Raw genomic sequence first — 24,951 nt, 5'->3', positions numbered from 1 at the left:
ATGCAATTGTTACCGGGTCTGCAATAAACTGTTCTGCACTTGGCGTTTGTGCTCTGCGGTGCACGAGGCATAAGCTTTCGCCCCTATGTTTTTTCGGCCTGCCTTTTTCAGGAGCATCAATGTCCAGCCAGTTCCCCGAAGCCCGTCCACGCCGCCTGCGCCGCTCTGCGGAGTTGCGTGGCCTGTTCCAGGAAACCGAATTCACCCTCAATGACCTGGTGCTGCCGATCTTCGTTGAAGAAGAAATCGACGACTTCGTGCCGATCACCAGCATGCCCGGGGTGCAGCGCATTCCCGAGTCGAAGCTGGCCGGCGAGATCGAGCGCTATGCGAAAGCCGGGATCAAGTCGGTGATGACCTTCGGTGTGTCCCACCACCTGGACGCCTCCGGCAGTGACACCTGGCAAGAACGTGGCCTGGTCTCGCGCATGTCCTCGATCATCAAGGACGCGGTGCCGGAAATGATCGTGATGTCCGACACCTGTTTCTGCGAGTACACCGACCACGGCCATTGCGGCGTGATGCACGGCGCCGAAGTCGATAACGACCGCACCCTGGTCAACCTCGGCAAGCAAGCCGTGGCCGCCGCCCGCGCCGGTGCTGACGTGATCGCGCCGTCTGCCGCGATGGATGGGCAGGTGCAGGCCATTCGCCGGGCCCTGGATGAAGCAGGCTTCAGCCATATCCCGATCATGGCCTATTCCACCAAATTCGCCTCGGCCCTTTACGGCCCGTTCCGCGAAGCCGGCGGCAGCGCGCTCAAGGGCGACCGCAAAAGCTACCAGATGAACCCGATGAACCGCCGCGAAGCGGTGCGTGAGTCGTTGCTGGATGAGCAGGAGGGCGCAGATGCGCTGATGGTCAAACCGGCCGGCGCCTACCTGGACATCATCCGCGACATCCGCGAAGCCTCGCGCTTGCCGGTGGCGGCATACCAGGTCAGCGGCGAGTACGCGATGATCAAGTTCGGTGCCCAGGCGGGCGCGATCGATGAAGCCCGCGTGGTGCGGGAAACCCTGGGGTCGATCAAGCGCGCCGGTGCGGACTTGATCTTCACCTACTTTGCGATGGACCTGGCGCTCGCCGGGATCTGAGTGACTCAAGGCCTGGCGATGACGGGCGTGTGCGGCGGCCAATGTCTGGGCGGCCGCGCGTGCCAGTCAGAAGTTAATGCTGCTGGCTATATCCTTGAGTGCTATAAAACGCCGACCGGTAATGCCCTCATCGAAGCCTTTCAGTTCGCGCAAAAAACGTTTATTCAGCTCATCCAGTTCGGCAATTCCAAAGCTGTACCACGTGTCATGTAAATGTCGGGTGCCTTGGGGTGGGCCAAAGTACATTTTAAAACAGAGACGGTTACGTAGCGTGTCGCCAAACGTCACCAACTTTCCTCTATTGATCGGTGGAATGGTTTTGCTGGACGGCGCAGGCACGCGAAGTCGCAACGGGAAGATATTCTGCTGGTAATGACCCATTGCTCCATGATCTGCCGAATGTGCAACCGTGACATCCCAGATGAAATAAGCGATTGCCCTGGCGAATGTATCGCCCTCTCTTAGGCGTTGGTGTGGTGGAAAACCAGTCACCCAGGCGGCAATGGCGTCGCTCCAGTAAGTTATAACGGGATCATCGACGTCGATGTAAGAGGTCACCGCACTTACAAAGTCAAATATTACGTCGTAATAGCCCCTGATGAAGTCGTCAAAGTCTGACCATATTTTTTCCGGAACCAGAGGGAACGTGTAGGGTGGATAGCTGCTATTGCCTTCAATCCCGGAAAAGGCATCGGTCATCAGTCCCGTCCATCCGCGACCTTCTTCAATAACCGGAACATTTCCCCATCCAGGATACGGTGTATAGGGCAGAAACTGATTGTTATGGGCGACGGAGTACGGTTGTAACGACACGGCTTGATTAATTGCCAGTTGAATTCTGGTGTGGGGAGCCAGCAGCTTAAAGAGCAAATGCTCCTTGGGCAGCGCCGTTAAACTGATGGCGCTGATGGTATCCACCGGGAAGTGCAGCCGGGGGTGAGTCACCAAGGTAATCAGGCACAGGGCGCCTTGCAGTACAAAATATTTGGCCAGTTCCCAGGCGTTTTTGTCATCTGGCGTTAACACCAGGCCATTTATTTTTATGGCCAGCACGCTGCCGGAGTTAGTGCTGTCACGCTTGAATAACGTCAGGCTGGGCGCCGAATGAATGCCGTGCAGGGGGTCCCAGCGGTTCATGCTCACTGTGTCAATTTTCAGATAGCGTGGCTCGCCGTGACTATCAAGCAAGTCGTCGGAATTCAGTAGTCCTGGGAATTCGCGGGCATCCTCCGTGTGCACCGGCGTCAGCAATTTACTCAGGGTTCCATAAAATAATTGTTGCGCAAACAGTAAGTCGGAAACCGGCCGTAGCTTGTAATCACCCGCTAGCATCTTCAAGAGAATTTTGATGCGGCCGAACTTCAAGGTTTTAAGGTAGTGGGATACCACATCGATGCGAAAGTCATCGATGTGTGCCTTGGGGACTCTTTTTATCATGGCCGGCAACTCACCAGCCAATGTGTTGGCTTTCGGCCACGGGCCCTGCATTCCGTATAAATAGTCGTCGGCGGTGTAACCCTGAAGCGGTCCCGCCCATTCCGCATAATGTTCGACTGACATAAACAATCCCCTGTTTACGAGAGTGAAGATTGGTTAGCGGTCGCAATACCTGAACAAATACGCCGTAACTGATAAATACCTTTGGGATCCAGGGGCTGCTTCAGCGCTTCGAACATAGACGTCAGCGTCGCCCGAATATCAGTTAAACGTGAAAAAAAACCTGCCACAACTGTGATAGTTGACAGGTTATATTTTTTTGCAGATGTGGTACGTGATGCTGGATAGCGCGCTGGAGCCTGGAGCCTGGAGGCTGTTGAACGGGGTCGGCGAACCCCGGTTAGACTTACCGGTCGATATCTGCCAAGACTGCCCCATCGTCACCCAAGGAAGCCCCATGCATGCATCCCGCCTGATCCTGTGCCTCACCACCTTGCTGGTGCTGGCCGGCTGTTCCAGCCAGCGCACCCCGCAATTGCCCGAGCGCAGCGAAACCGAGGTAAAGGCGCAGATCGTGCGGCTGATGCCGGCCAGCGTGCCGGATCGTGGCGGCTGGGCCCAGGACATCTACACCGCCTTCAATACGCAGAAAATCTACCCCAGTACCGAAAACATCTGCGCCGTGCTGGCGGTGACCGAGCAGGAGTCCACCTACCAGGTCGACCCGCCGGTGCCGAACATGGGCAAGATCGCCCAGGACGAAATCCTGCGCCGCGCCGCTAAAGTCCACGTGCCGGCGGTGCTGGTGCGCACGGCACTGCAACTGCGCTCGCCCACGGGCAAGTCCTACGCGGAGCGCTTGAGTGCTGCGCGTACCGAGCGGGATTTGAGTGGGATCTTTGACGATTTCATCAGCGTCGTGCCCTTGGGCAATACCCTGTTTGGCGGCTTCAACCCGGTGCATACCGCAGGCCCGATGCAGGTCAGCATCGACTTCGCGCAAAAGCAGGCCCGGGATTATCCCTACACCGTGGATGGCAGCATCCGCCGGGAAGTGTTTACCCGTCGAGGCGGCATGTACTTTGGCGTCACCCATTTGCTGGGCTACCCGGCGCACTACGACCAGATGCTGTACCGCTTCGCCGACTTCAACGCCGGTTGGTACGCCAGCCGCAACGCCGCATTCCAGGCAGCACTCAGCCGGGTCTCGGGCGCCAATCTGGCGCTGGACGGTGACCTGATCAACTACGGCTCCTTCCTGCCGGGCACCACTGAGCTGGCAGTGCGCTCCCTGGGCAAGGCGCTGGACATGCGCAACCCGAGCATCCGCAGCCAGCTGGAGCAGGGCGAGCGCCTGGATTTTGAAGACACCACCCTGTACCAGAGTGTGTTCGCCCTGGCCGACAAGGCCGCCGGCAAACCGGTGCCGCGGGCGATCCTGCCGGGCATCGTGCTGAAAAGCCCGAAGATCACCCGCAACCTCACCACCGCCTGGTTTGCCAAGCGCGTGGATGAGCGTTATCAGCGCTGCATGAAGCGTTAGGCTTATCGCAAAGGATTTGCCGGGTTGATGTTGATGGTCCGGATGGCCGCGGTGGGATACACCTCCGGCCTTGTCCCCAAGGAAGAACCTGACATGACTGCCCATGCCATCCCCGAAGGCTTTACCCCGCTGCGTCGCAGCAGCCCACTCCTGGACCTGCTTGGCCCGGTGTATAGCAGAGGTGAAGGCTTGCAGCTGGAAATCGGCCTGCGCGCCGACAACCGCCACGCCAACGGACGCGGCACCGTGCACGGTGGCGTGCTGGCCACCCTGGCGGATGTGGGCATGGGCTACGCCATGGCGTTTTCCAGCGAGCCGCCGCTGCCGTTGATCACGGCGAGCATGACCCTGGACTATCTCGGCGCGGTGCAGGTGGGGGAGTGGCTCGAGGTGCGGCTGGAGCATCACAAGCGCGGGCGGCAGATGGCGTTTGCCACGGTCAGCGTGCAGGTCGGGGAGAAGGTGGTGCTGCGGGCAAATGCGGTGTTTGCGGTGCCCCAGGTGCGGGACTGACCGATAAAGAAAAGGCCCGGTTTTCGTGGAACCGGGCCTTTTCCATGTTGCTCTTTGAAATCAGCTGCGTTCAAGGGCCAGGGCTACACCCTGACCGCCACCGATGCACAGGGTGGCCAGGCCTTTCTTGGCGTCACGCTTGATCATTTCATGCAGCAGGGTCACCAGCACGCGGCAGCCTGATGCACCAATCGGGTGGCCGATGGCAATCGCGCCGCCGTTGACGTTGACCTTCGACGCGTCCCATTCCAGCTCTTTGCCCACCGCCAGTGACTGCGCGGCGAAGGCTTCGTTGGCTTCGATCAGGTCCAGGTCGCCCAGGCTCCAGCCGGCCTTGTCCAGGCAGCGGCGGGTGGCCGATACCGGGCCAATGCCCATGATCGCAGGATCGACGCCGGCGTTGGCGTAGCTGGCGATGCGGGCCAGCACTGGCAAGCCGAGTGCTTTGGCTTTGTCCGCGCTCATCAGCAGCACGGCAGCCGCGCCGTCGTTGAGGCTGGAGGCATTGCCGGCGGTGACGGTGCCGTCTTTCTTGAAGGCCGGCTTGAGCTTGGCCAGGGATTCGGCGGTGGTGCCGGCGCGTGGCTGTTCGTCCACCGTAAAGGCCACCGGGTCGCCCTTGCGCTGGGGAATCAGGATCGGCGTGATCTCATCGCTGAAACGCCCGGCTTCAATCGCCGCGGTGGCTTTTTGCTGGGAGGCGGCGGCGAAGGCGTCCTGGGCTTCACGGCTGATACCGTACTTGTCTACCAGGTTCTCGGCGGTAATGCCCATGTGGTAGTCGTTGAACGCATCCCACAGGCCGTCGGTGATCATGCTGTCGATCATTTTCGCATGGCCCATGCGCAGGCCGGTGCGAGCGGCCGGCAATACGTACGGGGCCAGGCTCATGTTCTCCATGCCGCCGGCGATGATCACCTCGGCGTCACCGCAACGGATCGCTTGCGCGCCGAGGTGCAGGGCCTTGAGGCCCGAACCGCAGACCTTGTTCAGGGTCAGGGCCGGTACGGCGTGGGGCAGGCCGGCGAGGATCGAGGCCTGGCGGGCGGGGTTCTGGCCGCTGCCTGCGGTGAGCACCTGGCCAAGGATTACTTCATCCACGAGCGCAGGGTCGATGCCGGTTTGCTCCAGCAGGCGACGGATCACCGCAGCCCCCAGCTCCGGGGCCGGGATGCTTGCCAGCGAACCTTGGAAGCTGCCCACGGCGGTGCGGGTGGCAGCAACAATCACGACGTCTTGCATGGAATCTGTCCTCACTGGAAGTGCATTTCTGGAACGTGGTCCGGGACGATCAGTTTACCGGCTGTCTTGCTGACGATCTCTTCAACACTGACGCCAGGTGCGCGTTCCTTGAGGACAAAAGCGCCATTTTCGATTTCCAGGTAGGCCAGGTCCGTCAGCACGCGCTTGATGCAGTTGGCGCCGGTCAGCGGCAGGCTGCAGCGGCTCAACAACTTGGACTCACCGTCCTTGGACGCGTGGGTCATGATCACGATGATGTTCTCGGCACCGGCCACCAGGTCCATCGCGCCGCCCATGCCCTTGACCAGCTTGCCGGGGATCATCCACGAGGCGATGTTGCCCTGTACGTCGACTTCAAAGGCGCCAAGCACGGTCAGGTCGACGTGGCCGCCGCGAATCATCGCGAAGGACTCGGCCGAGGAGAAGATCGACGCGCCAATGCGCGCGGTGACGGTCTGTTTGCCGGCATTGATCATGTCGGCATCGATGGTTTCTTCAGTCGGAAACGGGCCCATGCCCAGCAGGCCGTTTTCCGACTGCAGCATCACTTCCATGCCTTCGGGGATGTAGTTGGCCACCAGGGTCGGGATGCCGATGCCGAGGTTGACGTAGAAACCGTCCTGCATTTCGCGGGCGACTCGTTGAGCCATTTGTTCGCGGGTAAGAGCCATTGTTTGTCTCCTTATTATTTGGGCTGGTGGATTATTTGCGGAGGGTGCGCTGTTCGATGCGCTTCTCGAAGGTGCCGCAAATGATCCGGTCGACGTAGATCCCTGGGGTATGGATATGCGCCGGGTCCAGCTCGCCCGGTTCGACGATTTCTTCGACTTCGACCACGGTGATCTTGCCGGCGGTGGCAGCCAGCGGGTTGAAGTTCTGGGCGGTGTGACGGTAGATCACGTTGCCGAAGTGGTCGGCTTTCCAGCCTTTGACGATGGCGAAGTCGCCGGTGATGGATTCTTCCATCAGGTAAGGGCGACCGTTGAACTCGCGGGTTTCCTTGCCTTCAGCGACGGGTGTGCCGACGCCGGTGGCGGTGAAGAAGGCCGGGATGCCGGCACCGCCTGCGCGCAGTTTTTCGGCGAGGGTGCCTTGGGGCGTCAGGACCACTTCGATTTCGCCGCTGAGCAGTTGCTTCTCGAACAGCGCGTTTTCACCGACGTAGGACGCGAACACCTTGCTGATCTGCTTGCCTTCCAGCAGCAGGCCCAGGCCAAAGCCGTCAACGCCGCAGTTGTTGGAAACCACGGTCAGGTTGCGGGTGCCTTTGCGCTTGATTTCGGCGATGAGGTTTTCCGGGATGCCGCACAGGCCAAAGCCACCCGCCAGCACCGTCATGCCATCTTCCAGGCCTGCCAACGCCTCTTCATAGCACGCTACGCGTTTATCAAAACCTGCCATATGCACCTCTTTTATTGTTTGTGGGCCAGCCATATGAACCGAGTGTTGCGCTGACGGATTGATTTGTTAAGTTGTTTTTTAAGGTTGATTGATTTAAAAAACAGCATAGTCGTCCGCCATCGGGAGAAGCTTCATGACAGTTAAACAGATGCGCGCCTTTCTTGCCGTGGCCCAGACCCTCAGCTTTGCGGCAGCCTGTGAGCGTTTGCATCTTTCCCAGTCGGCCTTGAGCCTGACCATCAAAGGCCTGGAGGAAGGACTGGGCGGACGCTTGTTCAGCCGCAATACCCGCAATGTCGCGCTGACCCCCGAAGGCGAGTCCCTGCTGCCCCTGGCCCGGCGCCTGATTGCCGATTGGGACAATGCCGAGGATGAGTTGCGCCAGCGCTTCACCTTGCAGCGCGGGCGGGTGACGGTGGCAGCGATGCCGTCGTTTGCCGGAAACCTGCTGCCGCCGATCCTGAAGATTTTTCGCGCGCGCTACCCTCAGGTCAACGTGACGGTGAATGACGTGATCAACGAGCAGGTGCTGGAAATGGTTCGCGATCGCCAGGTGGAACTGGGCGTGGCGTTTGAGCCTACGGAAAGCTCGTCGCTGGTGTTCACCCCGCTGTACATAGATCGCTTTGTCGCGGTAGTGCCCGGTGACTCGCCATTGGCGCGCCGGTCCGATATCGACTGGCACACCCTGCTGGAACAACCCTTCATCACCTTGCAGCGACCGTCCACGGTGCGGGTGATGCTGGAAGAACACCTGAAGGTACTGGACATGAAGCTGCCGGTGGCCCTGGAGAGCCATCAACTGGCGACAGTGGGCAAGATGGTTGCCAGTGGCTTGGGCGTCAGCGCAGTGCCGGCGTTGTGCGCGGGCCAAATGCAGGAAGCGGGTGCCCACTGCATCACCTTGAGCGATCCGGTGATCGAACGGCCGATTGGTGTATTGACCAAGCCGGGGCACGAACTTTCGGCAGCGGCCCAGGCCATGTTTGATATTTTTTGCGATGAAGCGGGGAAGGGGCGTTTTCCGGTGTTGTTGCAATAACCGTCGGCCATAAAAAAGCCTGCTCGTTTAAGCGAGCAGGCTTAAGTGATAAGTACGTAGTTATCAGCAGTATCTGTCGATCACTTTAACGTGCGAATGGCCTTTAAGGTGCTGCCACTCGGTATTAAGTGTATGAAAAACCTGCTCGATAAAGTTGCGATCAGCGGCGGCTTTCTTGCCGACATAACCCTGGCCGCGGCGGTACATTTTCAGGCGCGCTGCCAGTTCACGGTTATTCCTGTCGAACTCTTCTTCCACGGTATGGGGCGCCAGGCAGTCAATATGGACCTGGCCCGATTTACCAATCCAGAGGATATGGTCGTCGAGCGTGTCTTTCTGCGCTGCGAACATCTCAGCCAATTCTTCGATAGTTGGTTGGTTGTTCAGATTCATGTGTAAGCCCCTTGACCAGTTGGCGATCTTTAGTTGATCCATTAAAAAAACTACTAAGTTGTCTCCGGCTCAGAAAACCGGGCGTCAGCGACTGTCTGCCGAATACGGGCAGGGTCTTGAACCGATGCATGTAGTCTTGCTGATGAACTGCTACGCAATGGTTTCATAACGAAGACAAGCAGCGTTTGAGCTCCTTGTACCGATCCTTTCGGGCCGGTCAGCTTCATCAATCTGCCTTGTGGGCAGTGCACATCCGGAAAAAACAGCTCGGCGGTCAGACGAGCTTGTTCAAAACACGTGTTACCAACGCTCCCGATCCGGGAGACGCTTGAATCATGCAATTACAAAATGGTTACGTCAACGGTTATGTAGTGATTATTTTTTAGCACTACATAAATCCCCGTGGGACGGGGATGAGAGCGGAAAGCGTGACTTGAGCGTCACTTTCCGTGCGGGCAGGTCGCGGGATCCGGGGGCTTTTTGTGGCGAGGGAGCTTGCTCCCGCTGGGGTGCGAAGCGCCCCCATCAGGCTGACTGCGGTGCTTCAGGAATCATTCGGTTGCCAGTTTTGGGGCTGCTGCGCAGCCCAGCGGGAGCAAGCTCCCTCGCCACAGAAAAGCAGGGTTGGGCTATCCCAGGCGTTCTGCCAGCAATGGCAACAAACGTTCGCAGGAGGCCTCGATCTTGAGTTGCAGCAGCTCATCGCCCCGTGTCTTGCCCAGATTGATGGCAATCACAGGCTTGCCCTGTTCAACCATCGCCTTGCACAAGCGAAACGCTGAATACGCCATCAGCGACGAACCCACCACCAGCAATCCTTCTGCGTCATCCACCGCCGCCATCGCCTTGGCGGCCGTGCCCTGGGCGACGTTTTCTCCGAAAAACACCACATCCGGTTTCAACCGTTGCCCGCCGCAATGGGGGCAGCGGGGCACCTGGAAACGTCCTTCAAAGGCCGGGTCCAGCAGGGTGTCACCGTCTGGTGCCTGAACCGCGTCCACACCCGCCAGGTACGGATTCTCCGCTTCCATCTGGCGCTGGATCAGGTCCCGTTCGCTGGTCTGCTGGCAATCCAGGCACAGCACCCGGTGCAGGCTGCCGTGGAGTTCGATCACCTCATGGCTGCCAGCCTGGTCGTGCAGGGTATCGACGTTCTGGGTGATCAGCCCGGTAATGCGCTGGCGCTGCTGCAGGGTGGCCAACGCGATATGCGCCGCGTTCGGCTGTGCGACACATACCCTCGGCCAGCCGAGCATTGCCCTGGCCCAGTAGCGACGGCGCGCCTCCGGGGTTGCGAGGAACTCCTGGTACATCATCGGTGCCTTGCCCCGGCGGACGCCTTCGCTGTCGCGATAATCGGGAATCCCCGAAGAGGTGCTGATACCCGCACCGGTCAGCACCAGGAAGCGTCGTTCGGCCATGGCCCGGTGCAGGCTGTCGAGTTGGTTATCGACTTGATGTTGCAGGGTATCGAGCATGGGGTCCCCAATGATTATTCGCCGCGAATGTACTGCTCCAGCTGTTTGATCAGGTCGGCCTGTTCGGCAATCGCTTCCTTGACCAGGTCGCCGATGGACAGCAAGCCAAGCAGTTCGCCATTCTCCACCACAGGCAGGTGCCGCAGATGTCGGTCAGTCATGATAGTCATGCAGGTCTCGACGGTTTGGTGGGTGTCGACGGTGATCACCGGTGAATTCATGATCTCGTGGGCTTTAGTCGTCGTCGAGGACAATCCATGGAGGATGACCTTACGGGCATAGTCCCGTTCACTGATGATGCCCACCACCTTCCCGTCCTGGAGCACTGGCAAGGCCCCGACGTTTTTCGACGCCATCACGATCAAGGCCTCAAATACCGTATGGTCGTGGGGGATAGTGTGGACTTGCTGGTTTTGCTGGTCTTTGGACTTCAGCACTTGGGCAACGGTTTTCATGGAGGCCACTCCGGTGTTGTTATTGTTGGGAGGTTAGCAGGCCCTACAGAATCCTGGATGGCCCGCGGCAGGGCAAGGTCCAAAGCGGCATACATCCCGTCGAAAAACGTCATTGTCGCGACTTTTTAGTGCCTCTCAGCCTTTGTTTGCCGGTTTCGCCGCCCGCTTCGGGCTGGTGGCCGTCTTGCGCTGGGTCGGTTTGCGTTTGTTTTTCCACGGTGTGGCACCCCGTCCTGCCGGGCTGGCGGGGCCGCTGATGGTCAGGCGCATGCCGGTGCAGCGCGTGACTTGCTTGCTCATCCAGGCCGCCTGCTTGGCCACGAACTCCTCCAGGCTCATCTCACCGCTCTGCACCATGTCCAACGCCTGTTCCCAGATGGCCGTGGTGCCGGGGTCGGCGATTGCCCGTGGCACTGCATCGATCAGGCTGAACGCGGCAGGCGTTGCCGACAGCGCCTTACCGTTTTTCACCAGGTAACCGCGATCCAGCAGGCCCTGGATAATCCCGGCGCGGGTGGCTTCGGTGCCGATCCCGGTGGTGTCCTTGAGTTTTTGCTTGAGCAGCGGGTCCTCCACCAGCTTGGCGACGTTTTTCATCGCCTTGATCAGGTCGCCTTCGGTGAAGGGCTTGGGCGGCTGGGTCCACAGGTCCTTGAGGTTGACCTTGGCCACCGCGTAATCCTGGCCTTGAACCAGTTTTGGCAAGGACTGCGGCGCAGGTGCTTCACGGCCCTTGGCCGGCGCCAATGCTTCCGGCAATGCGCGTTTCCAGCCAGGCTCGACGATGACTTTGCCGACTGCCCGCAGGGCTTCACCGGCACAATCGAAATCGGCCTGAGTACGGTCGTATTCGTGGTTGGGCAGGAACTGTGCGAGGTAGCGCGCGCGAATCAGGGTGTACACAGCGCGATGCTTGCCGGTCAGTTGCCCGACATCCTTGCCGGCGCCGGTGGGAATGATGCCGTGGTGCGCGCTGACCTTGGCGTCGTTCCAGGCCCGTGAGCGCCGCTTCGGATCGATGTGTGGCATCAATTCATTCACCGCCGGATCGGCCCGACCCAGCGCCGCGAGAATTTTCGGCGCGTCGCCGTGCTGGCTCAGGGGCAGGTAGCCGCAATCGCTGCGCGGGTAAGTAATCACCTTGTGGGTTTCGTAAAGCGACTGCGCAACATCCAGGGTTTCCTGAGCGCCGAGGCCGAGTTTTTTCGAGCAGATTTCCTGCAGAGTGCCGAGGTCGAAGGGCAGGGGCGCCACGTCGCGCATGCGCTCGGTGCGCAGTTTGACCAGCCGGGCACTGGCGGCGTTGCTCATTGCGTTGGCGGCGTCCCGGGCAAGCTGCGGATTGAGGCAACGGCCCTGATCGTCACAGGCATCTTCGGTCGCGCGCCATTGCGCAGTGAAGGTGATGTTGTCTTGGAGCAGGTCCACATCGATGGCCCAGTAGGCGACGGGTACAAAGTCGGCAATGCTGCGGTCGCGGTCTACTACCAACCGCAGGGTCGGGGTTTGTACACGCCCAACCGGCAACACGCCCTGATAACCGGACTGTTGGCCCAACAGGGTAAACAGGCGGCTCATGTTCATCCCGATCAGCCAGTCGGCGCGGGAGCGGCCAAGGGCCGAATGGTAGAGGCTGAAGGTTTCTGCACCGGGCTTCAATGAGGCCAGGGCCTTGCGGATCGATGCGTCGTCGAGGGCCGAGAGCCACAGCCGCTGGATGGGACCGCGATAACGGCAGTGCTCCACCAGCTCCCGGGCGATCATCTCGCCCTCACGGTCGGCATCGGTGGCGATCACCAATTCCTGGGCTTCCCCCAGCAGACGCTTGACCGCCTTGAACTGGCTGGCGGTCTTGGGCTTGACCAGCATCTTCCACTTTTCGGGGATGATTGGCAGGTCGGCCAGTACCCAGCGCTTGTACTTGGCGTCGTAGCTGTCGGGCGGGGCGGTTTCCAGCAGGTGGCCGATGCACCAGGTCACCGTCACGCCTGAACCCAGCCAACAACCGTCGCCACGCCGGGTCGCGCCGAGCACGGCGGCGATATCCTTGGCCTGGGACGGTTTTTCACAGAGGAACAGCCGCATGGTCACCACATTCGTTACGAAATTGAATGGGGAGCAGGATGGGCAATAAATCAGAATTGGGCAACTTTTATCTGGATGGATATACAGCAATTTGTGTGTGTGGTGCTAAACCCAGTGTGGGAGCGGGCTTGCTCGCGAAAGCGGTGTGTCAGCACCAGACTTGTTGGCTGACCCACCGCCTTCGCGAGCAAGCCCGCTCCCACACTGAATCTCCAGTGTCAGCCGGATCGAAGTTTAGTTATTGTCGATATCCACGTTCTTGGTCTCTTTCAGGCAAATCAGCCCCACGATCAGGCTCACCCCGGTAATCACCACCGGGTACCACAGGCCGTAGAAGATATCGCCGGTGTACACCACCAGCGCAAACGACACCGTTGGCAGGAACCCACCAAACCAGCCGTTACCAATGTGGTAAGGCAGCGACAACGAGGTGTAGCGGATGCGTGTCGGGAACAGCTCCACCATCAGCGCTGCCAGCGGGCCGTAGCACATGGCGGCGATCAGGATCAGGGCGACGATCAGCACCACCACCATGGTTTTGTTGACTTGCGCCACGTCAGCCGACTGCGGATAACCCGCCAGCGTCACCGCGCCTTTCAGGGCAGCTTCGTCGTAACCATCGATACGCACATCACCCACGCTCACCTGCACCGCACTGCCGGCCGGGGCGGCCGCGCTTTCGTACGGCAGGCCCTGTTTCACCAGGAAGGTCTTGACCTTGTCGCACGGGCTGTCAAAACGCGCCTTGCCCACCGGGTCGAACTGGAAGGTGCAGGTGGCTGGATCCGCCAACACCGTGATCGGTGACTGGCGGCTCGCGTGGTCCATCGCCGGGTTGGTGTAGTGGGCCAGCCCCTTGAAGATCGGGAAGTACAACGCGGTGGCCAGCAGCAGGCCGACCATCAACACCGGCTTGCGCCCCAGTTTGTCCGAGAGCCAGCCGAAGAAGATGAAGAACGGTGCGCCAATCACCACGCTGATGATCAGCAGCATGTTGGCCAGTGCCGGGTCCATCTTCAGAAACTGCGTGAGGAAGAACAGCACATAAAACTGCGCGGCATAGAACGTCACGGCTTGGCCGGCGTTGATGCTGAACAGCGCAATCAGCACGATCTTGAGGTTTTCCCATTTGCCGAAGGATTCGCGGATCGGCGACTTGCTGGCCTTGCCTTCCTCTTTCATTTTCAGGAACGCCGGCGACTCGTGCAGGCTCAGGCGGATCCAGGTGGAGATGCCCAGCAGCACGATCGAGAGCAGGAACGGCAGGCGCCAGCCCCACACTTCAAACTGGTCGCCGGTGAAGTAACGGCACGCCAGCACCACCAGCAGCGACAGCAACAGGCCGAGGGTCGCGGTGGATTGAATCCAACTGGTGTGGAAGCCGCGTTTGCCCGCCGGTGCATGCTCGGCCACGTAGGTGGCTGCACCGCCGTACTCGCCGCCCAGCGCCAGGCCCTGGAGCATGCGCAGTGCCACGAGGATGATCGGTGCGGCGATGCCGATGCTTGAATAGGTCGGCAGCAGGCCGACGCAGAAGGTCGCCAGGCCCATCAGGATGATGGTGGCGAGGAAGGTGTACTTGCGCCCGATCATGTCTCCCAGCCGACCGAACACCAGGGCGCCGAACGGGCGCACCACAAACCCGGCCGCGAAGGCCATCAGGGCGAAGATAAACGCCGTGGTGTCGTTGACCCCGGCAAAGAACTGCTTGCTGATCACCGCCGCGAGGGCGCCGTAGAGGAAGAAGTCATACCACTCGAACACCGTCCCGAGGGAGGAGGCGAAGATGACTTTCTGCGTGTCGTTGCTCGAGCGTGCGCCGAGCGCCGGGTCCAGGGGTTGAGCGTGTTCTGACATTGGGTAGCCCTCACAGTGATTATTTATTGTTGTTCCACTGTCGGCGCCGAATCGGCGCCGCTGTTCAGATTGCGGTGACCAGTTCTTTCTCCGGGGCGAGGCTCCTTGTGTTCGGCGAAAGGATAAGCTGCGCGGCTTTTTCCGCGATCATCAGCGTGGGTGAGCAGGTGTTGCCTGAAGTGATCCGTGGCATCACTGACGCGTCGGCGATACGCAGGCCGGGAATGCCGTGCACCCGCAGTTGCGCGTCGACCACGGCGTCCTTGTCGCTGCCCATGCGGCAGGTGCCCACCGGATGGAAAATCGTGGTGCCGATGCGGGCGGCGGCCTCTTGCAGTTGTTCGTCGGTTTGCAGTTCTTCGCCAGGCAGGTATTCCACCGGGTTGAACTGTTTCAGGGCCGGCGCCGAGACGATGCGACGGGTCAGGCGAATGGCGTCGGCGGCCACCCGCAGGTCTTCGGGATGGCTGAGGTAGTTGGGCCGGATCAGTGGCGCGTCTGCCGGGTTGGCCGAGCGTATGTCGATGCGGCCACGGCTTTGCGGGCGCAGGTCACACACCGAGGCGGTGAAGGCCGGAAAGGCGTGCAGAGGTTCGCCGAAGCGCTCCAGGGACAGCGGCTGTACGTGGTATTCGAGGTTGGCCGACGTCTGCTCCGGTCCGGAGCGGGCGAACGCACCAAGCTGGCTGGGCGCCATGGACAGTGGGCCGCTGCGGTCGTACAGGTAACGCAGGCCCATGCCCATCTTGCCCCACACGGTGCCCGCGATCTGGTTCAGGGTGCGGGCGTTTTCCAGCTTGTAGATCAGGCGCAGTTGCAGGTGATCCTGCAGGTTGCCACCGACGCCGGGCAACTCGTGCAGCACGTCGATACCCAAGGGCTTGAGCACGCTGGAAGGGCCGATGCCGGAGCGTTGCAGGATGCCGGGCGAACCGACGGAGCCCGCGCACAGGATGATTTCCTTGCGCGCCCGCCATGTGACTTGCTGGCCCTGCTGGCGAGCAATGACCGCGGCAGCGCGGCCGTTCTCCAGCAGTACGCGGTCGACTTCAACTTCAGTCATCACCGTCAGGTTGGGCCGCTGGCGGATCGGCTTGAGAAACGCTTTGGCCGCATTCCAGCGCACCCCGGATTTCTGGTTGACCTGGAAGTAGCCGCAGCCTTCGTTGTCGCCCTGGTTGAAGTCGCTGATGCTCTCGATTCCACTCTGCTGCGCCGCATCGCGAAACGCATCGAGGATTGGCCAGTGCAGGCGCTGTTGTTCAACCCGCCACTCACCGCCGTCACTGTGGAATTCCGAGGCGCCGGCAAAATGGTTTTCGCTGTGCTTGAACAGCGGCAGCACGTCCTTCCAGGCCCAGCCGGGATTGTCCTCGGCCCAGCCGTCATAATCCCGGGCCTGGCCGCGCATGTAGATCATGCCGTTGATCGACGAACAACCGCCCAGCACCTTGCCCCGTGGATAGCTCAGCGCACGGCCTTGCAGGCCTTCCTGGGCTTCGGTCTTGAAGCACCAGTCGGTGCGCGGGTTGCCGATGCAGAACAGGTAGCCGACGGGAATATGGATCCAGGGGTAGTTATCGCGACCGCCGGCTTCAAGCAACAACACACGATGGGCAGGGTTGGCAGACAGTCGATTGGCCAGCAGGCAGCCTGCGGGGCCGGCGCCTACCACCACGTAATCGTATTCAGCAGCTGCAGAATGCATCTGTGACCTCGCTTGTTTTTCTTATTGGCTCCATCCTAGTTGTTAGTTTTCGTCTTAAAAATGTTAGTTTTTACCCAGCTGCTGTGCGTTTTTAGACAGCGATGCTTTCAAGGTGGAGAGCGGAGGCGATATGTTCGACTGGAATGATCTGCGGTTCTTTCTTGAGTTACAGCGTAGCGGACGCCTGCTCACCGCGGCGCAACGTTTGAAAACCACCCACGCCACCGTGGCCCGGCACATCGAGGCCATCGAGAAGAGCCTGGGCACCGCACTGTTCGTGCAGCACGCGCAGGGCTACGAACTCACGCCTTCCGGTGAAGCCCTGCTCAAACACGCCGAAGCCATGGAAAACGTGGCACTGCTGGCCGAAGAAGAACTGACCCATTCCGCCGCGCCCTTGGGCAAGATCCGCCTCGGTGTTGCCGAGGGTTTGGGCGTGATGTTCCTGGCCAGTCGCATGGGCGGCCTGTTCGAACGCTACCCGGGCCTGGAAGTGGAACTGCTGGCGGTGCCACGCTTCGTCAGCATCCTCAACCGCGAAGCGGAAATCAGCATCCACCTGGAACGCCCCAGCGTCGACCAACTGGTGACCCGCAAACTCACCGACTACCGCCTGGCCCTCTACGCCAGCCGCAGCTACCTGGACCGCACGCCACCGATTGAAAAGCGCGAAGACCTGGCGGTGCATGCCTGGATCGATTACGTCGACGATTTGCTGTTCAGCCAGGAACTGAAATTCCTCAGCAGCTTCTGCCGCAACCCCAAAGTGGTGTTCCACAGCACCAGCGTGATCGCCCAGCACCAGGCCGCGCGCTCGGGGTTGGGGATTGCCGTGTTGCCGTGCTTCATGGCCGCGAGCGACCCGGACCTGGTGCCGCTGCTGCCGGGTGAGAGCATCCAGCGCAGTTACTGGATCAGCTCCCGGCGCGAGTTGCACAAGTCGGTAAGGTTGCGAGTGTTGTGGGATTACCTGGTGGAACTGTGCGCGCGGGAGCAAGGGGTTTTGTTGGGGGAGGGTTAGAGCTTCACCACCTGATGCACCTGCTCCCCACAGGCACGGATCTCATTGATCATCTTTTCAAACTGCGCGCTGACAATTTCATCGTGGGTCAGCCAGCGTATCTTCTGCACCAGGAGGTAGTGATAACGCCAGTCACCCTTGACGCGTTCACCCGTGAGGTCCAGGTCGTACCATGGCGAGTGCACCTGGCAGGCCTTGATGTCCTTGTCGATCTGCCCACCCGACAGTGCGATGGTGTAATCCAGCGTCTCGGGGTTACCTATGTACAAGTCGGCCAGTTGCCCATTGCGGCGGTAGTTGAGCAGTCCGTCCCATTTCTCCTGCAAGGCATCGTTGTAGACGTGGTCGTTGCCCAGCGGTTCCAGGGGCCGCATGTCCGTCAGGGTGGCGCTGACCTTGTAGCTGGCCGGGATCAAAAAGGCCGTGGCGGGGCGCTCGACCTGGCAGTCGGTGATCTGTTTGCCGAAGTTGTCGCAGATGTTCTGGTCGCTGGCGGTAGCGCCTTGCTGGCGGTCGGCGAGGCTCAGTTGCATCAGCGGCATACCGCGAAAATCAACGGTGGCCGAGACGCGGGCGGTGCCCTGGGCGTCGAAGCGTTCTTGCTTGTCGAGGATCAATGTGGTGGCGGCAGGTTGCAGCGGAATGTGTTCTTCACGTACCTGGCCCTCGGCATTGGTCACCAGCACCCAGCGGTCCTGGATGTCGGGCAGGGTCTGGCCTGGGGCGAAGACCGGGTTGGTCGGGTCCAGCCACCACACCTGGCCATCGACTTCGGCGCGGACAATGGCGTGGTTCGGTGCGCCGGTGCCGGGAATCAGCAGCGGGTTGACCACATCACCTCGGCTGACCCACGCGGGTTCGGCCTTGATTCCGCTGGCCTTGAGCATGGCCGCGAGCAGCGTCGAAAGGTCTTTGCAGTCGCCGTAGCCGTGCTGTTCGATCTCCGCCAGGCTGAAGGGTACATAGCCGCGATCCGAGGCGCGCCAATCGCCCAGGTAACGGTAGTGGTCGTTGATGTGCTGCATCAGGCCGGCCACTTGTTGCGCCGGCGGCAGGCCGCGAACGGCGGCCACGGCGGCGGCGCCCTGGGGCGGCAGCTTGGCGCTGAGGATCTGGTTGTAGCGTTCGGCGAAGTTGCCGAAGTACTGCTGGCGATCCAGGGAGCTGCCGACTTCGATACGCGGTGTGTGGCGTATGTAGGCGTTGGCGGATTCGTTGATGTAGCTGAGGTAGGTCGGAGCCTTTTGCACCACGTCCAGGGTCTTGCGATTGGCCGATGGGGTAATGCTGAAACCCTCCATCAGTTCGCTGCGCCACTCGATGGGCCGCTCGGCGGTGAAGCGTGCCTTGAAGTGGTCGCGCCGTGCGGCGCTGGGGCCGAACTGCAAGGCGTAGTAGAACTCGGTCATCAGCGGTTTGGCGGGATAGTGTTCGCGCACCGTGTAGCGGATTTGCGTGCCCACCCGCAGGTTGGGGAATGCCAGCGAGGTCTGTTTTTCCCGGGAGAATCCCTGGTCAGGATTGGGGGCGGTGCGGGTGTCGATTTGTGCCTGATCCAGGGGCACCGGTTTGCCGCCGGGCTGGGTGGACTCGGCCTTGAGCAGTTCAAAGCCGTCCTCTTCCTGATAGCTGAAGTCGATCCGCGAGAGCATTTCCCGGCCGCTCGGCTGGAGGATGGTGTAGTGGTAGCGCGTGGTGCAGTCGACGCTGGCGTCGCGGTTGAAGTGGCAATGCAGTTTGGTGTCGCTGGCCAGCGGGGCTTCGGCCATCGGTTGCAGGGCGGCAAACGCGCTGTGGCTGGCAAGCCCCCAGCTGATGCAGATCAGGGGGCGGTAAAACGAAAAACGGAGCATGGGCGCCTCAGGTGGAACATTGACACAAGTACCCAACGGGTACCGAGAAGGCGCCAGATGATAATGGATCGCAACACGAATGCCTAGCATTGTCCGACAATTAATTTCTCTGAAAGGCCCGAGATAGAGCCTTCGTTAACGTTTTAAGGATTATTTTGCGAGCTCAAACTCGACACTTCCCAATCGTTCCCCGTTCACCAACACGTGCACCGCATGCTTGCCGGGATAGTGTTTGCGCGTGGTCAATTCACGAATATGTTGGCCACGGCTGATGGAGTGATGTTCCCCGGCGCCCAGGGTAAACGCCTTGAGTTTGAACACCTTGGACGCGCTGTGACCGGCGCTTTTCACATAGTCGATGGCGTAGTCGACCACCAGCTTTTGTGGGGTGTCGGCGATAGATTCCAGGCTGAAAGACAGGTTGATCCGGTCGCCAAGGTTAATCACCGCCGGCTCAACCTTGAGCTGATGGAGCTTCACCTCGGCCTTGGCTCCCGCCCCCATGATCGTCAATGCCCAGGTGTTGCCTTGCTTGATCAGGCTGCGCAAGGCGTGGCGGGCGATCCAGGCGGTGTGGGGATTGTCCAGGGACCAGCCTTCGATCAAGGTCAGCACCCAATCAGGATGGTCCTTGGTGATGTCGTTAAGGTGGTTGGCTACCGACTTGCGCACGTAGAAGCTGCTGTCGGCCTTTAGGTTATCGAGGATCGAGGCACACAGGTTCGGGTCGGCCTGCACCTCGGCCAGGCGAAACGACCACGGCAGGCGTGGCCGTGAACCTTCGCTGGCGAGGCGTCGCACGTGTTCGTTGTCATCCAGCGACCATTGCTGCATTACGGCCAGGGTGCGCTTGAAATCCTTCAGCAGAAAATGCCGCACGGCAAACTCGGCGGAGCCGAAGGTGGTGAAGTACTTGAGCGCCGCCATGGAACGCTTGAAATCATCGCCGCCGTAGCTGGCGACGTAGTGGGGCAGGAACAGGCTGACAAAGGCGCTGTTCAGCCGGGGGGCCAGGGCATACAGCAACTTCAGCGTTTGGGGGTAATCCAGCGGGATCACAGCGTGCAGGCTTTCGCTGACCCGCGCCATGCGCTGCATCACCGACAGATCCGCGAGCCCGGCCTTGGCGTGTTTGAGAAAACCCTTGGCGTCGAACGCCGGGTACACCGCCGTCATTTCGGTGGCGATGTGTTGCAGGCGTTCGGCGTTGAAGATTTCCTTCAGGGCCGGGGCGCTTTGGTCGGTCATGGGCAAGTCCGCGGGTAGCCAGAGATGCCCACGAGGCTAACCATCAGTACCTAGAGATACCAGCGATATTCCCGCGCATGAATTTCCTGCTGGAATGCCAGATGGTCCTGGCGTTTGTTTTCGCAATACACGTCGACAAACTCGGCGCCGAGGCCTTCACGCAACGCTGGCTGATGTTGCATGGCGCGCACTGCTTCGAGCATCTCCAGGGGGAAATCCGTGCCGCTGTTGCGGTCTTCGTTCAGCGGTGCGATGGGTTCTTTGGCCGCCTCAAGGCCGTGTTCAAGCCCCACCAGAATCGCCGCCAGCACCAGGTACGGATTGGCATCGGCACTCGCCAGGCGATGTTCGATACGCAAGTTGCGCGGGTCGGATTCAGGGATTCGCACACACGCGTCGCGGTCCTCATAACCCCAGCACGCGCGGGTGGCCGCGTTGACCGTGCCGCCGAGCCGGCGGAAGGCGTTGTGGTTGGGCGAAAAGATTGGCATGCAATGGGGCAGCAGTTCCAGACAGCCGGCCACCGCGTGGCGCAACGGTTGCTGCTGATGGGCCGCCAGCAGGTTATTACCCGCAGCATCGTACAGGCTGACATGCACGTGCATGCCGCTGCCGGGATGTTGCAGGTAGGGCTTGGCCATGAAGCTGGCGCGATAGCCATGCTTGAGGGCCACGCCACGGGTGCTGCGGCTGAACAGGGCGGCCCAGTCAGCGGCGCGCAGGCCGTCTTCCAGGTGGCCGAAATTGATCTCGAACTGGCCGGGGCCAAGTTCGGCGGTGATCACCGTGATGTCGATGCCCTGGGCCTTGGCGGTCTCGACCATGTCGTCCAGCACAGGGGCGAAACGCGACAGGCGCTCGATGTGCAAATTGGGCTGGTCGTCGGCGTCATCGCTCAATGGGTCACGGGCGAATTGTGGCAGGCCGTCGCTGAGTTTTTTATCGAACAGGTAGAACTCCAGCTCAAACGCGACCACCGGGTGAATGCCCTTGCGGTGCAGGCGCTCCAGCACTTTGGCCAGCACTTCCCGGGGTTCGAATTCGATGGGCGCTTCGGTGCCATCGGAGGTGATCAGCATTTGCCCCAGGGGCTGCGCTTCCCAGCTCACCGGCTTGAGGGTACCGGGTACCAGGCGGCGATTAGCGTCCGGGTCACCGTCGTGAAAGCAGTAGTCGCCAATCTTGAACAGGCCGCCCTGGACACCCAGCAGCACCGCGTTCTGCGGCAGCTTCAAAGGGCTGCCGGCGGCGACTTTTTCCAGCATGTCCACCGGGTAGCGCTTGCCGTAGAAATGCCCGGGAATGTCCAGGGCAATCAGGTCGACATAACGCACATCGGGATGGTGCTGGCGAAAGGTCCGGACTTCGGCCAAAAGCGTGGCAGCATGGCTTTTCACGGGTGTTGCTCCTAGTTGTAGACCCACAGCACACGGGCGGGCAGGTCGGTCAGGTTGCCGTAGCGGCAGTGGGCAAAACTGGCCAGGTGGAAGCTGTCGCCGGGGCCCAGGGTGACCGAGTCGGCCTCGCCCTCAACCCACAGCGTCAACTCGCCCTCCAGTACATAACCAGCCTGTTCGGCACGGTCGCTCATGGTCTGTTCGCCACTGTTGGCGCCGGGGGCCAATAGGCTGTCGAGGATCGAGAACGCGCCGTGCATGCTCGGCGACACCAGGATGTCGGTGATGCCATTGGCGTAATACACCGTGCGCCGTTCGTTGGGGCGGGTGACCCAGTCCAGCGCCTTGGGTTTGGACAGGCTGTAGAAATAGGTGGTGGGCACCCCGAGGGCGTGGCTGATGGCGGTAAGGTCGGCGACGGTAGGGCGCGACAGGCCGCGTTCAACCTGGGACAGGAAACCTACGGAACGCTCGATCTTTTGCGCGAGTTGCGCCAGGGTGAGCTTCTTGTGCTTGCGCAGGTCGTGAATCAGGATCGCCAGGGCGTCGAGTTCTTCTTGCTTGTCCATGGGCGCTTCGTGAAATTCTTATCGAGAAATTTCATGAAAAATTACAGGATTAATTTCACAAGGGCAATGGGGATGGCGTTGGTGGATCATGATCGTTCCCACGCTCTGCGTGGGAATGCACTGTGTGACGCTCCGCGTCACCACGGCGCCGGGCTTGAAAACGTGCATGGATGGGACGCGGAGCGTCCGGAGCGGCATTCCCACGCAGAGCGTGGGAACGATCATTCAAAACCCCGACAGGTTGACATCATCACTATGCCCGAGCAGCTCGGCCACCACCGAGGTCGGCGACTTGTGCTTGTAGGTGTTGTAGTTGTTGACCGAGTCGTGGAAGAGCTGGCGGGTGAACCCGACGCGGCTTTCCAGGCTGGCAATATCCGCGGCGGGTGACGAGGCGTTTTGCGCCGCCGCCAGTTGTTGCTCGGCCTCTTTGAATTGACCGAAGGCTTTTTTGCAACGATCGAGCAGCGCCACCAGCTCTCGGTAGGTGCCGTAAACGTAAAGCGCGAGCAAGGTGACAACAGTCACGAAAATGATGATGACGTGGGTACCAGTCATTGGACTTCCTGGGCAGCTGGAAAAAAGAACCAATCTTATCTGATTAATCGTCGCCTCGGTCGTTAGCCATCCATCCATCCGCCGCTTCAATCACTGCGCTGAATGATTCTTCGCGGCTGCGGTCGGAGTCTTTACGCGTCATTCATTGAAGGAAGTGCCCATGAAGTCCAGATCCCTTGTTGCCTGCCTGCTGGTTGCCGCGAGTCTGTCCGCCGCCAGTCTTACCGTCCAGGCCGCTGATACTCCGCAAAAAACCGTGCAGCCTTCAAACATCAATACCCGTGACCTCAAGACCGGCGACCGCGCGCCAGACATTCTGATGCGTAAGGAATCGGCCATTGCCGACTGGAAGAAACACGGCCTGAAGCAGCCGGAAGAAGACAGCCAGTGGGCCCGGGTTAACGACAAGTACGTGTTGCTGAAAACCACCAACGGCACGATTCTCGACATCACACCGGTTAAAAAATAAAGCGTTCAGCGGGATGAAGGACCGCGTCCTCATCCCGCTGCATTTGATTTTTGCATAAATGCATAAATCAGCATTTTTCCTTTTTGTTTTGCGTTAAGGTACATCCGTTTGCGGGCTGCAATGGCCCCGTTACCTTGACCAGAATGAGAGCAGGATGCTTGCCACAATAAGAAACTACCCACGTACCGTGAACCTGCTGCTGTCGGCCACGCTGATCCTCACGCTGGCCAAGGCCATCACGTTTCCGTATCTGGTGATCTACCTCACCAACCACTTTGCCCTCGACATCAGCCAGGTCGGCCTGGTGATCGGCAGCTCATTGATCGTCGGTTCGCTGCTGAGTGTGTATGGCGGTTTCCTGGTAGACCGCATCAGCAGTTACCGGCTGTTGCTCAGCTTGAGCGTGGTGTTTGCCCTGGGGTTTATCGGCACGGTGCTGGCTCGGGAAATCTGGTCGTTCTACAGCTGCCTGATCCTGATCAACCTGGCGTACGCGGTGATCGATATCGCGATCAAGTCCGGGTTTGCCAGCCTGTTACCGGAGGATGAACGCAGCGAAGCGTTTTCCATCAAGTACACCCTGACCAATATCGGTTACGCCGTAGGGCCGTTTTTTGGCGCGATGATAGCCAAGCTCGATATCAGCTTGCCGTTTATCCTGTCGGCGGTTTTGGGCCTCGGATTTTTCCTGCTGTATTGGCGTTGGGGCGATCGCACGTTGGCCACTGTCGACACCACGCAAAAGCCGGTGTCATTCCTCGCCGTGGGCCGCGTACTGCTGCGGGATCATCGGCTGGTGTGCTTTACCATCGGCGGCCTGCTGAGTGCCGTGGTGTTCGGCCAGTTCACCGCGTACCTGTCGCAATACCTGGTGACCACTACCAGCGCCGAATACACCTACACAATTATCAGCGCAGTGCTCACCACCAACGCCGTGTTGGTGATTGCGCTGCAATACGCGATTGGCCGACGGATTTCCCACCGTTACCTGAGCCAGTGGCTGATCTTCGGCCTGGGGATGTTCATGCTGGGAGTGATCGGTTTTGCCCTGGCGAGCAACGTGTGGTGGTGGATAGTGGCGATGGCGATTTTCACCGTGGGTGAAATCGTGGTGTTCCCGGCCGAGTACATGTTTATCGACCGCATCGCCCCGGACCATCTGCGGGGCATGTATTACGGCGCGCAAAACCTGTCCAACCTCGGCGCTGCCCTGGGGCCGGTGCTGTGCGGGCTGGTACTGGCCAGCCTGCCGGCCCACTACATGTTCTACATGTTGGCAGCGTTTATCGTCGGGGGAGGGGTGTTCTATTTTATCGGGGCGTCGTTGAAGGCACGCTAACTGCTGTAGGAGCGGGCTCGCTCCTACAATGGGCGTAGGGGCAGGTCATCCAGCCTGAGTTTGCCGACGGTGTTGCTCTGCAATTCGTAACGCAACTCGTCGACCATCTTTTCCACTTCCTGCGGGGTCTGCAGCTTGTTGACCCTCAAAGTCTTCGATGCCGAAAGCGGCCGGGTGGACCTGGTGGTCACCGGGATCAGCGTCAACAAGCTGCAGACCCCGCAGGAAGTGGAAAAGATGGTCGACGAG

Annotated in this window: 22 protein-coding genes and 1 pseudogene; 8 read left to right on the top strand and 15 right to left on the bottom strand. The window is 60.3% G+C overall.

Annotated features, from left to right (window positions below):
* Positions 1–119: 119 nt before the first annotated feature.
* Positions 120–1,094: a porphobilinogen synthase gene (gene hemB, locus D109_RS0102340; protein ID WP_017475488.1), complete on the top strand. Its 975-nt coding sequence runs from the start codon at positions 120–122 to the stop codon at positions 1,092–1,094.
* Positions 1,095–1,160: 66 nt separating this feature from the next.
* Here the strand turns inward: hemB and D109_RS0102335 are convergent, their stop codons facing one another.
* The gene (locus D109_RS0102335) at positions 1,161–2,654 is read right to left on the bottom strand and encodes a hypothetical protein (protein WP_017475487.1); all 1,494 of its coding nucleotides are present in this window, start codon (positions 2,652–2,654) and stop codon (positions 1,161–1,163) included.
* A gap of 334 nt (positions 2,655–2,988) precedes the next feature.
* On the opposite strand from D109_RS0102335, the gene D109_RS0102330 reads away from it, so the two are divergent.
* Both D109_RS0102330 and D109_RS0102325 read left to right on the top strand, forming a co-directional pair.
* Positions 2,989–4,074 (top strand): DUF1615 domain-containing protein, encoded by a 1,086-nt coding sequence (locus tag D109_RS0102330; protein WP_017475486.1) that lies wholly within the window; start codon positions 2,989–2,991, stop codon positions 4,072–4,074.
* Positions 4,075–4,167: 93 nt separating this feature from the next.
* Entirely contained in the window at positions 4,168–4,587 is a 420-nt protein-coding gene (locus tag D109_RS0102325; protein WP_026077735.1) for a PaaI family thioesterase, read from the top strand.
* Between the two features lie 60 nt (positions 4,588–4,647).
* Here the strand turns inward: D109_RS0102325 and D109_RS0102320 are convergent, their stop codons facing one another.
* Genes D109_RS0102320 through D109_RS0102310 form a run of 3 tightly spaced genes read right to left on the bottom strand, consistent with a single transcriptional unit; the run spans position 4,648 to position 7,230 of the window.
* On the bottom strand, positions 4,648–5,829 hold the full coding sequence (locus D109_RS0102320) for an acetyl-CoA C-acetyltransferase (protein WP_017475484.1): 1,182 nt from the start codon (positions 5,827–5,829) through the stop codon (positions 4,648–4,650).
* 11 nt (positions 5,830–5,840) lie between these two features.
* The gene (locus D109_RS0102315) at positions 5,841–6,500 is read right to left on the bottom strand and encodes a CoA transferase subunit B (RefSeq protein ID WP_017475483.1); all 660 of its coding nucleotides are present in this window, start codon (positions 6,498–6,500) and stop codon (positions 5,841–5,843) included.
* Positions 6,501–6,531: 31 nt separating this feature from the next.
* Positions 6,532–7,230, bottom strand: a complete 699-nt coding sequence (locus D109_RS0102310; RefSeq protein ID WP_017475482.1) for a CoA transferase subunit A — start codon at positions 7,228–7,230, stop codon at positions 6,532–6,534.
* 133 nt (positions 7,231–7,363) lie between these two features.
* Between D109_RS0102310 and D109_RS0102305 the strand changes: the two genes are divergently transcribed.
* Positions 7,364–8,272, top strand: a complete 909-nt coding sequence (locus D109_RS0102305) for a LysR family transcriptional regulator (RefSeq protein WP_026077734.1) — start codon at positions 7,364–7,366, stop codon at positions 8,270–8,272.
* 63 nt (positions 8,273–8,335) lie between these two features.
* Here D109_RS0102305 and D109_RS0102300 read toward each other — a convergent pair whose 3' ends face one another.
* The 6 genes from D109_RS0102300 to D109_RS0102275 all read right to left on the bottom strand — a co-directional run bounded on the left by D109_RS0102300 (position 8,336) and on the right by D109_RS0102275 (position 16,248).
* The gene (locus D109_RS0102300; RefSeq protein WP_017475480.1) at positions 8,336–8,665 is read right to left on the bottom strand and encodes a hypothetical protein; all 330 of its coding nucleotides are present in this window, start codon (positions 8,663–8,665) and stop codon (positions 8,336–8,338) included.
* A gap of 629 nt (positions 8,666–9,294) precedes the next feature.
* Positions 9,295–10,143 (bottom strand): NAD-dependent protein deacetylase, encoded by an 849-nt coding sequence (locus D109_RS0102295; RefSeq protein WP_017475479.1) that lies wholly within the window; start codon positions 10,141–10,143, stop codon positions 9,295–9,297.
* Between the two features lie 14 nt (positions 10,144–10,157).
* Complete coding sequence (locus D109_RS0102290) at positions 10,158–10,598, bottom strand: CBS domain-containing protein (RefSeq protein WP_017475478.1); 441 nt, start codon at positions 10,596–10,598, stop codon at positions 10,158–10,160.
* Positions 10,599–10,733: 135 nt separating this feature from the next.
* Complete coding sequence (locus tag D109_RS0102285; RefSeq protein WP_017475477.1) at positions 10,734–12,683, bottom strand: DNA topoisomerase III; 1,950 nt, start codon at positions 12,681–12,683, stop codon at positions 10,734–10,736.
* A gap of 234 nt (positions 12,684–12,917) precedes the next feature.
* Positions 12,918–14,540: an MFS transporter gene (locus D109_RS0102280; RefSeq protein ID WP_017475476.1), complete on the bottom strand. Its 1,623-nt coding sequence runs from the start codon at positions 14,538–14,540 to the stop codon at positions 12,918–12,920.
* A gap of 64 nt (positions 14,541–14,604) precedes the next feature.
* Positions 14,605–16,248, bottom strand: a complete 1,644-nt coding sequence (locus tag D109_RS0102275) for a GMC family oxidoreductase (protein ID WP_017475475.1) — start codon at positions 16,246–16,248, stop codon at positions 14,605–14,607.
* A 130-nt stretch (positions 16,249–16,378) separates the two neighbouring features.
* Between D109_RS0102275 and D109_RS0102270 the strand changes: the two genes are divergently transcribed.
* Positions 16,379–17,269: a LysR family transcriptional regulator gene (locus D109_RS0102270; RefSeq protein ID WP_010172253.1), complete on the top strand. Its 891-nt coding sequence runs from the start codon at positions 16,379–16,381 to the stop codon at positions 17,267–17,269.
* Here D109_RS0102270 and D109_RS0102265 read toward each other — a convergent pair.
* From D109_RS0102265 to D109_RS0102245, 5 genes are all read right to left on the bottom strand, one after another.
* Complete coding sequence (locus D109_RS0102265) at positions 17,266–19,122, bottom strand: DUF3857 domain-containing transglutaminase family protein (protein WP_017475474.1); 1,857 nt, start codon at positions 19,120–19,122, stop codon at positions 17,266–17,268. The two genes, D109_RS0102270 and D109_RS0102265, sit on opposite strands and share 4 nt — an antisense overlap.
* 150 nt (positions 19,123–19,272) lie before the next feature.
* The gene (locus tag D109_RS0102260; protein ID WP_017475473.1) at positions 19,273–20,370 is read right to left on the bottom strand and encodes a DNA alkylation repair protein; all 1,098 of its coding nucleotides are present in this window, start codon (positions 20,368–20,370) and stop codon (positions 19,273–19,275) included.
* Between the two features lie 50 nt (positions 20,371–20,420).
* Positions 20,421–21,767, bottom strand: coding sequence for a glutamine synthetase family protein (locus D109_RS0102255; RefSeq protein ID WP_017475472.1), 1,347 nt, complete (start codon positions 21,765–21,767; stop codon positions 20,421–20,423).
* Between the two features lie 11 nt (positions 21,768–21,778).
* On the bottom strand, positions 21,779–22,336 hold the full coding sequence (locus D109_RS0102250) for a helix-turn-helix domain-containing protein (protein WP_017475471.1): 558 nt from the start codon (positions 22,334–22,336) through the stop codon (positions 21,779–21,781).
* Between the two features lie 225 nt (positions 22,337–22,561).
* Positions 22,562–22,894, bottom strand: coding sequence for a LemA family protein (locus tag D109_RS0102245; protein ID WP_017475470.1), 333 nt, complete (start codon positions 22,892–22,894; stop codon positions 22,562–22,564).
* A gap of 160 nt (positions 22,895–23,054) precedes the next feature.
* Here D109_RS0102245 and D109_RS0102240 point away from each other — a divergent pair, with 160 nt between their 5' ends.
* The 3 genes and pseudogenes from D109_RS0102240 to D109_RS1000000132480 form a co-directional block, all read left to right on the top strand.
* Positions 23,055–23,363, top strand: coding sequence for an RcnB family protein (locus D109_RS0102240; protein WP_017475469.1), 309 nt, complete (start codon positions 23,055–23,057; stop codon positions 23,361–23,363).
* Positions 23,364–23,517: 154 nt separating this feature from the next.
* A complete protein-coding gene (locus D109_RS0102235) occupies positions 23,518–24,702 on the top strand; it encodes an MFS transporter (RefSeq protein ID WP_026077733.1) in 1,185 nt (394 codons plus the stop codon).
* A gap of 138 nt (positions 24,703–24,840) precedes the next feature.
* Positions 24,841–24,951 (top strand): annotated as a pseudogene (locus D109_RS1000000132480) (DUF1652 domain-containing protein); the annotation flags it as partial.

The sequence above is a fragment of the Pseudomonas sp. PAMC 26793 genome, assembly GCF_000313235.1.
In the GTDB taxonomy this organism is placed as follows: Bacteria; Pseudomonadota; Gammaproteobacteria; order Pseudomonadales; family Pseudomonadaceae; genus Aquipseudomonas; species Aquipseudomonas yamanorum.
The sequence above is the reverse complement of the archived record's forward strand: the minus strand, read 5'-3'. Positions and strand labels throughout refer to the sequence as shown.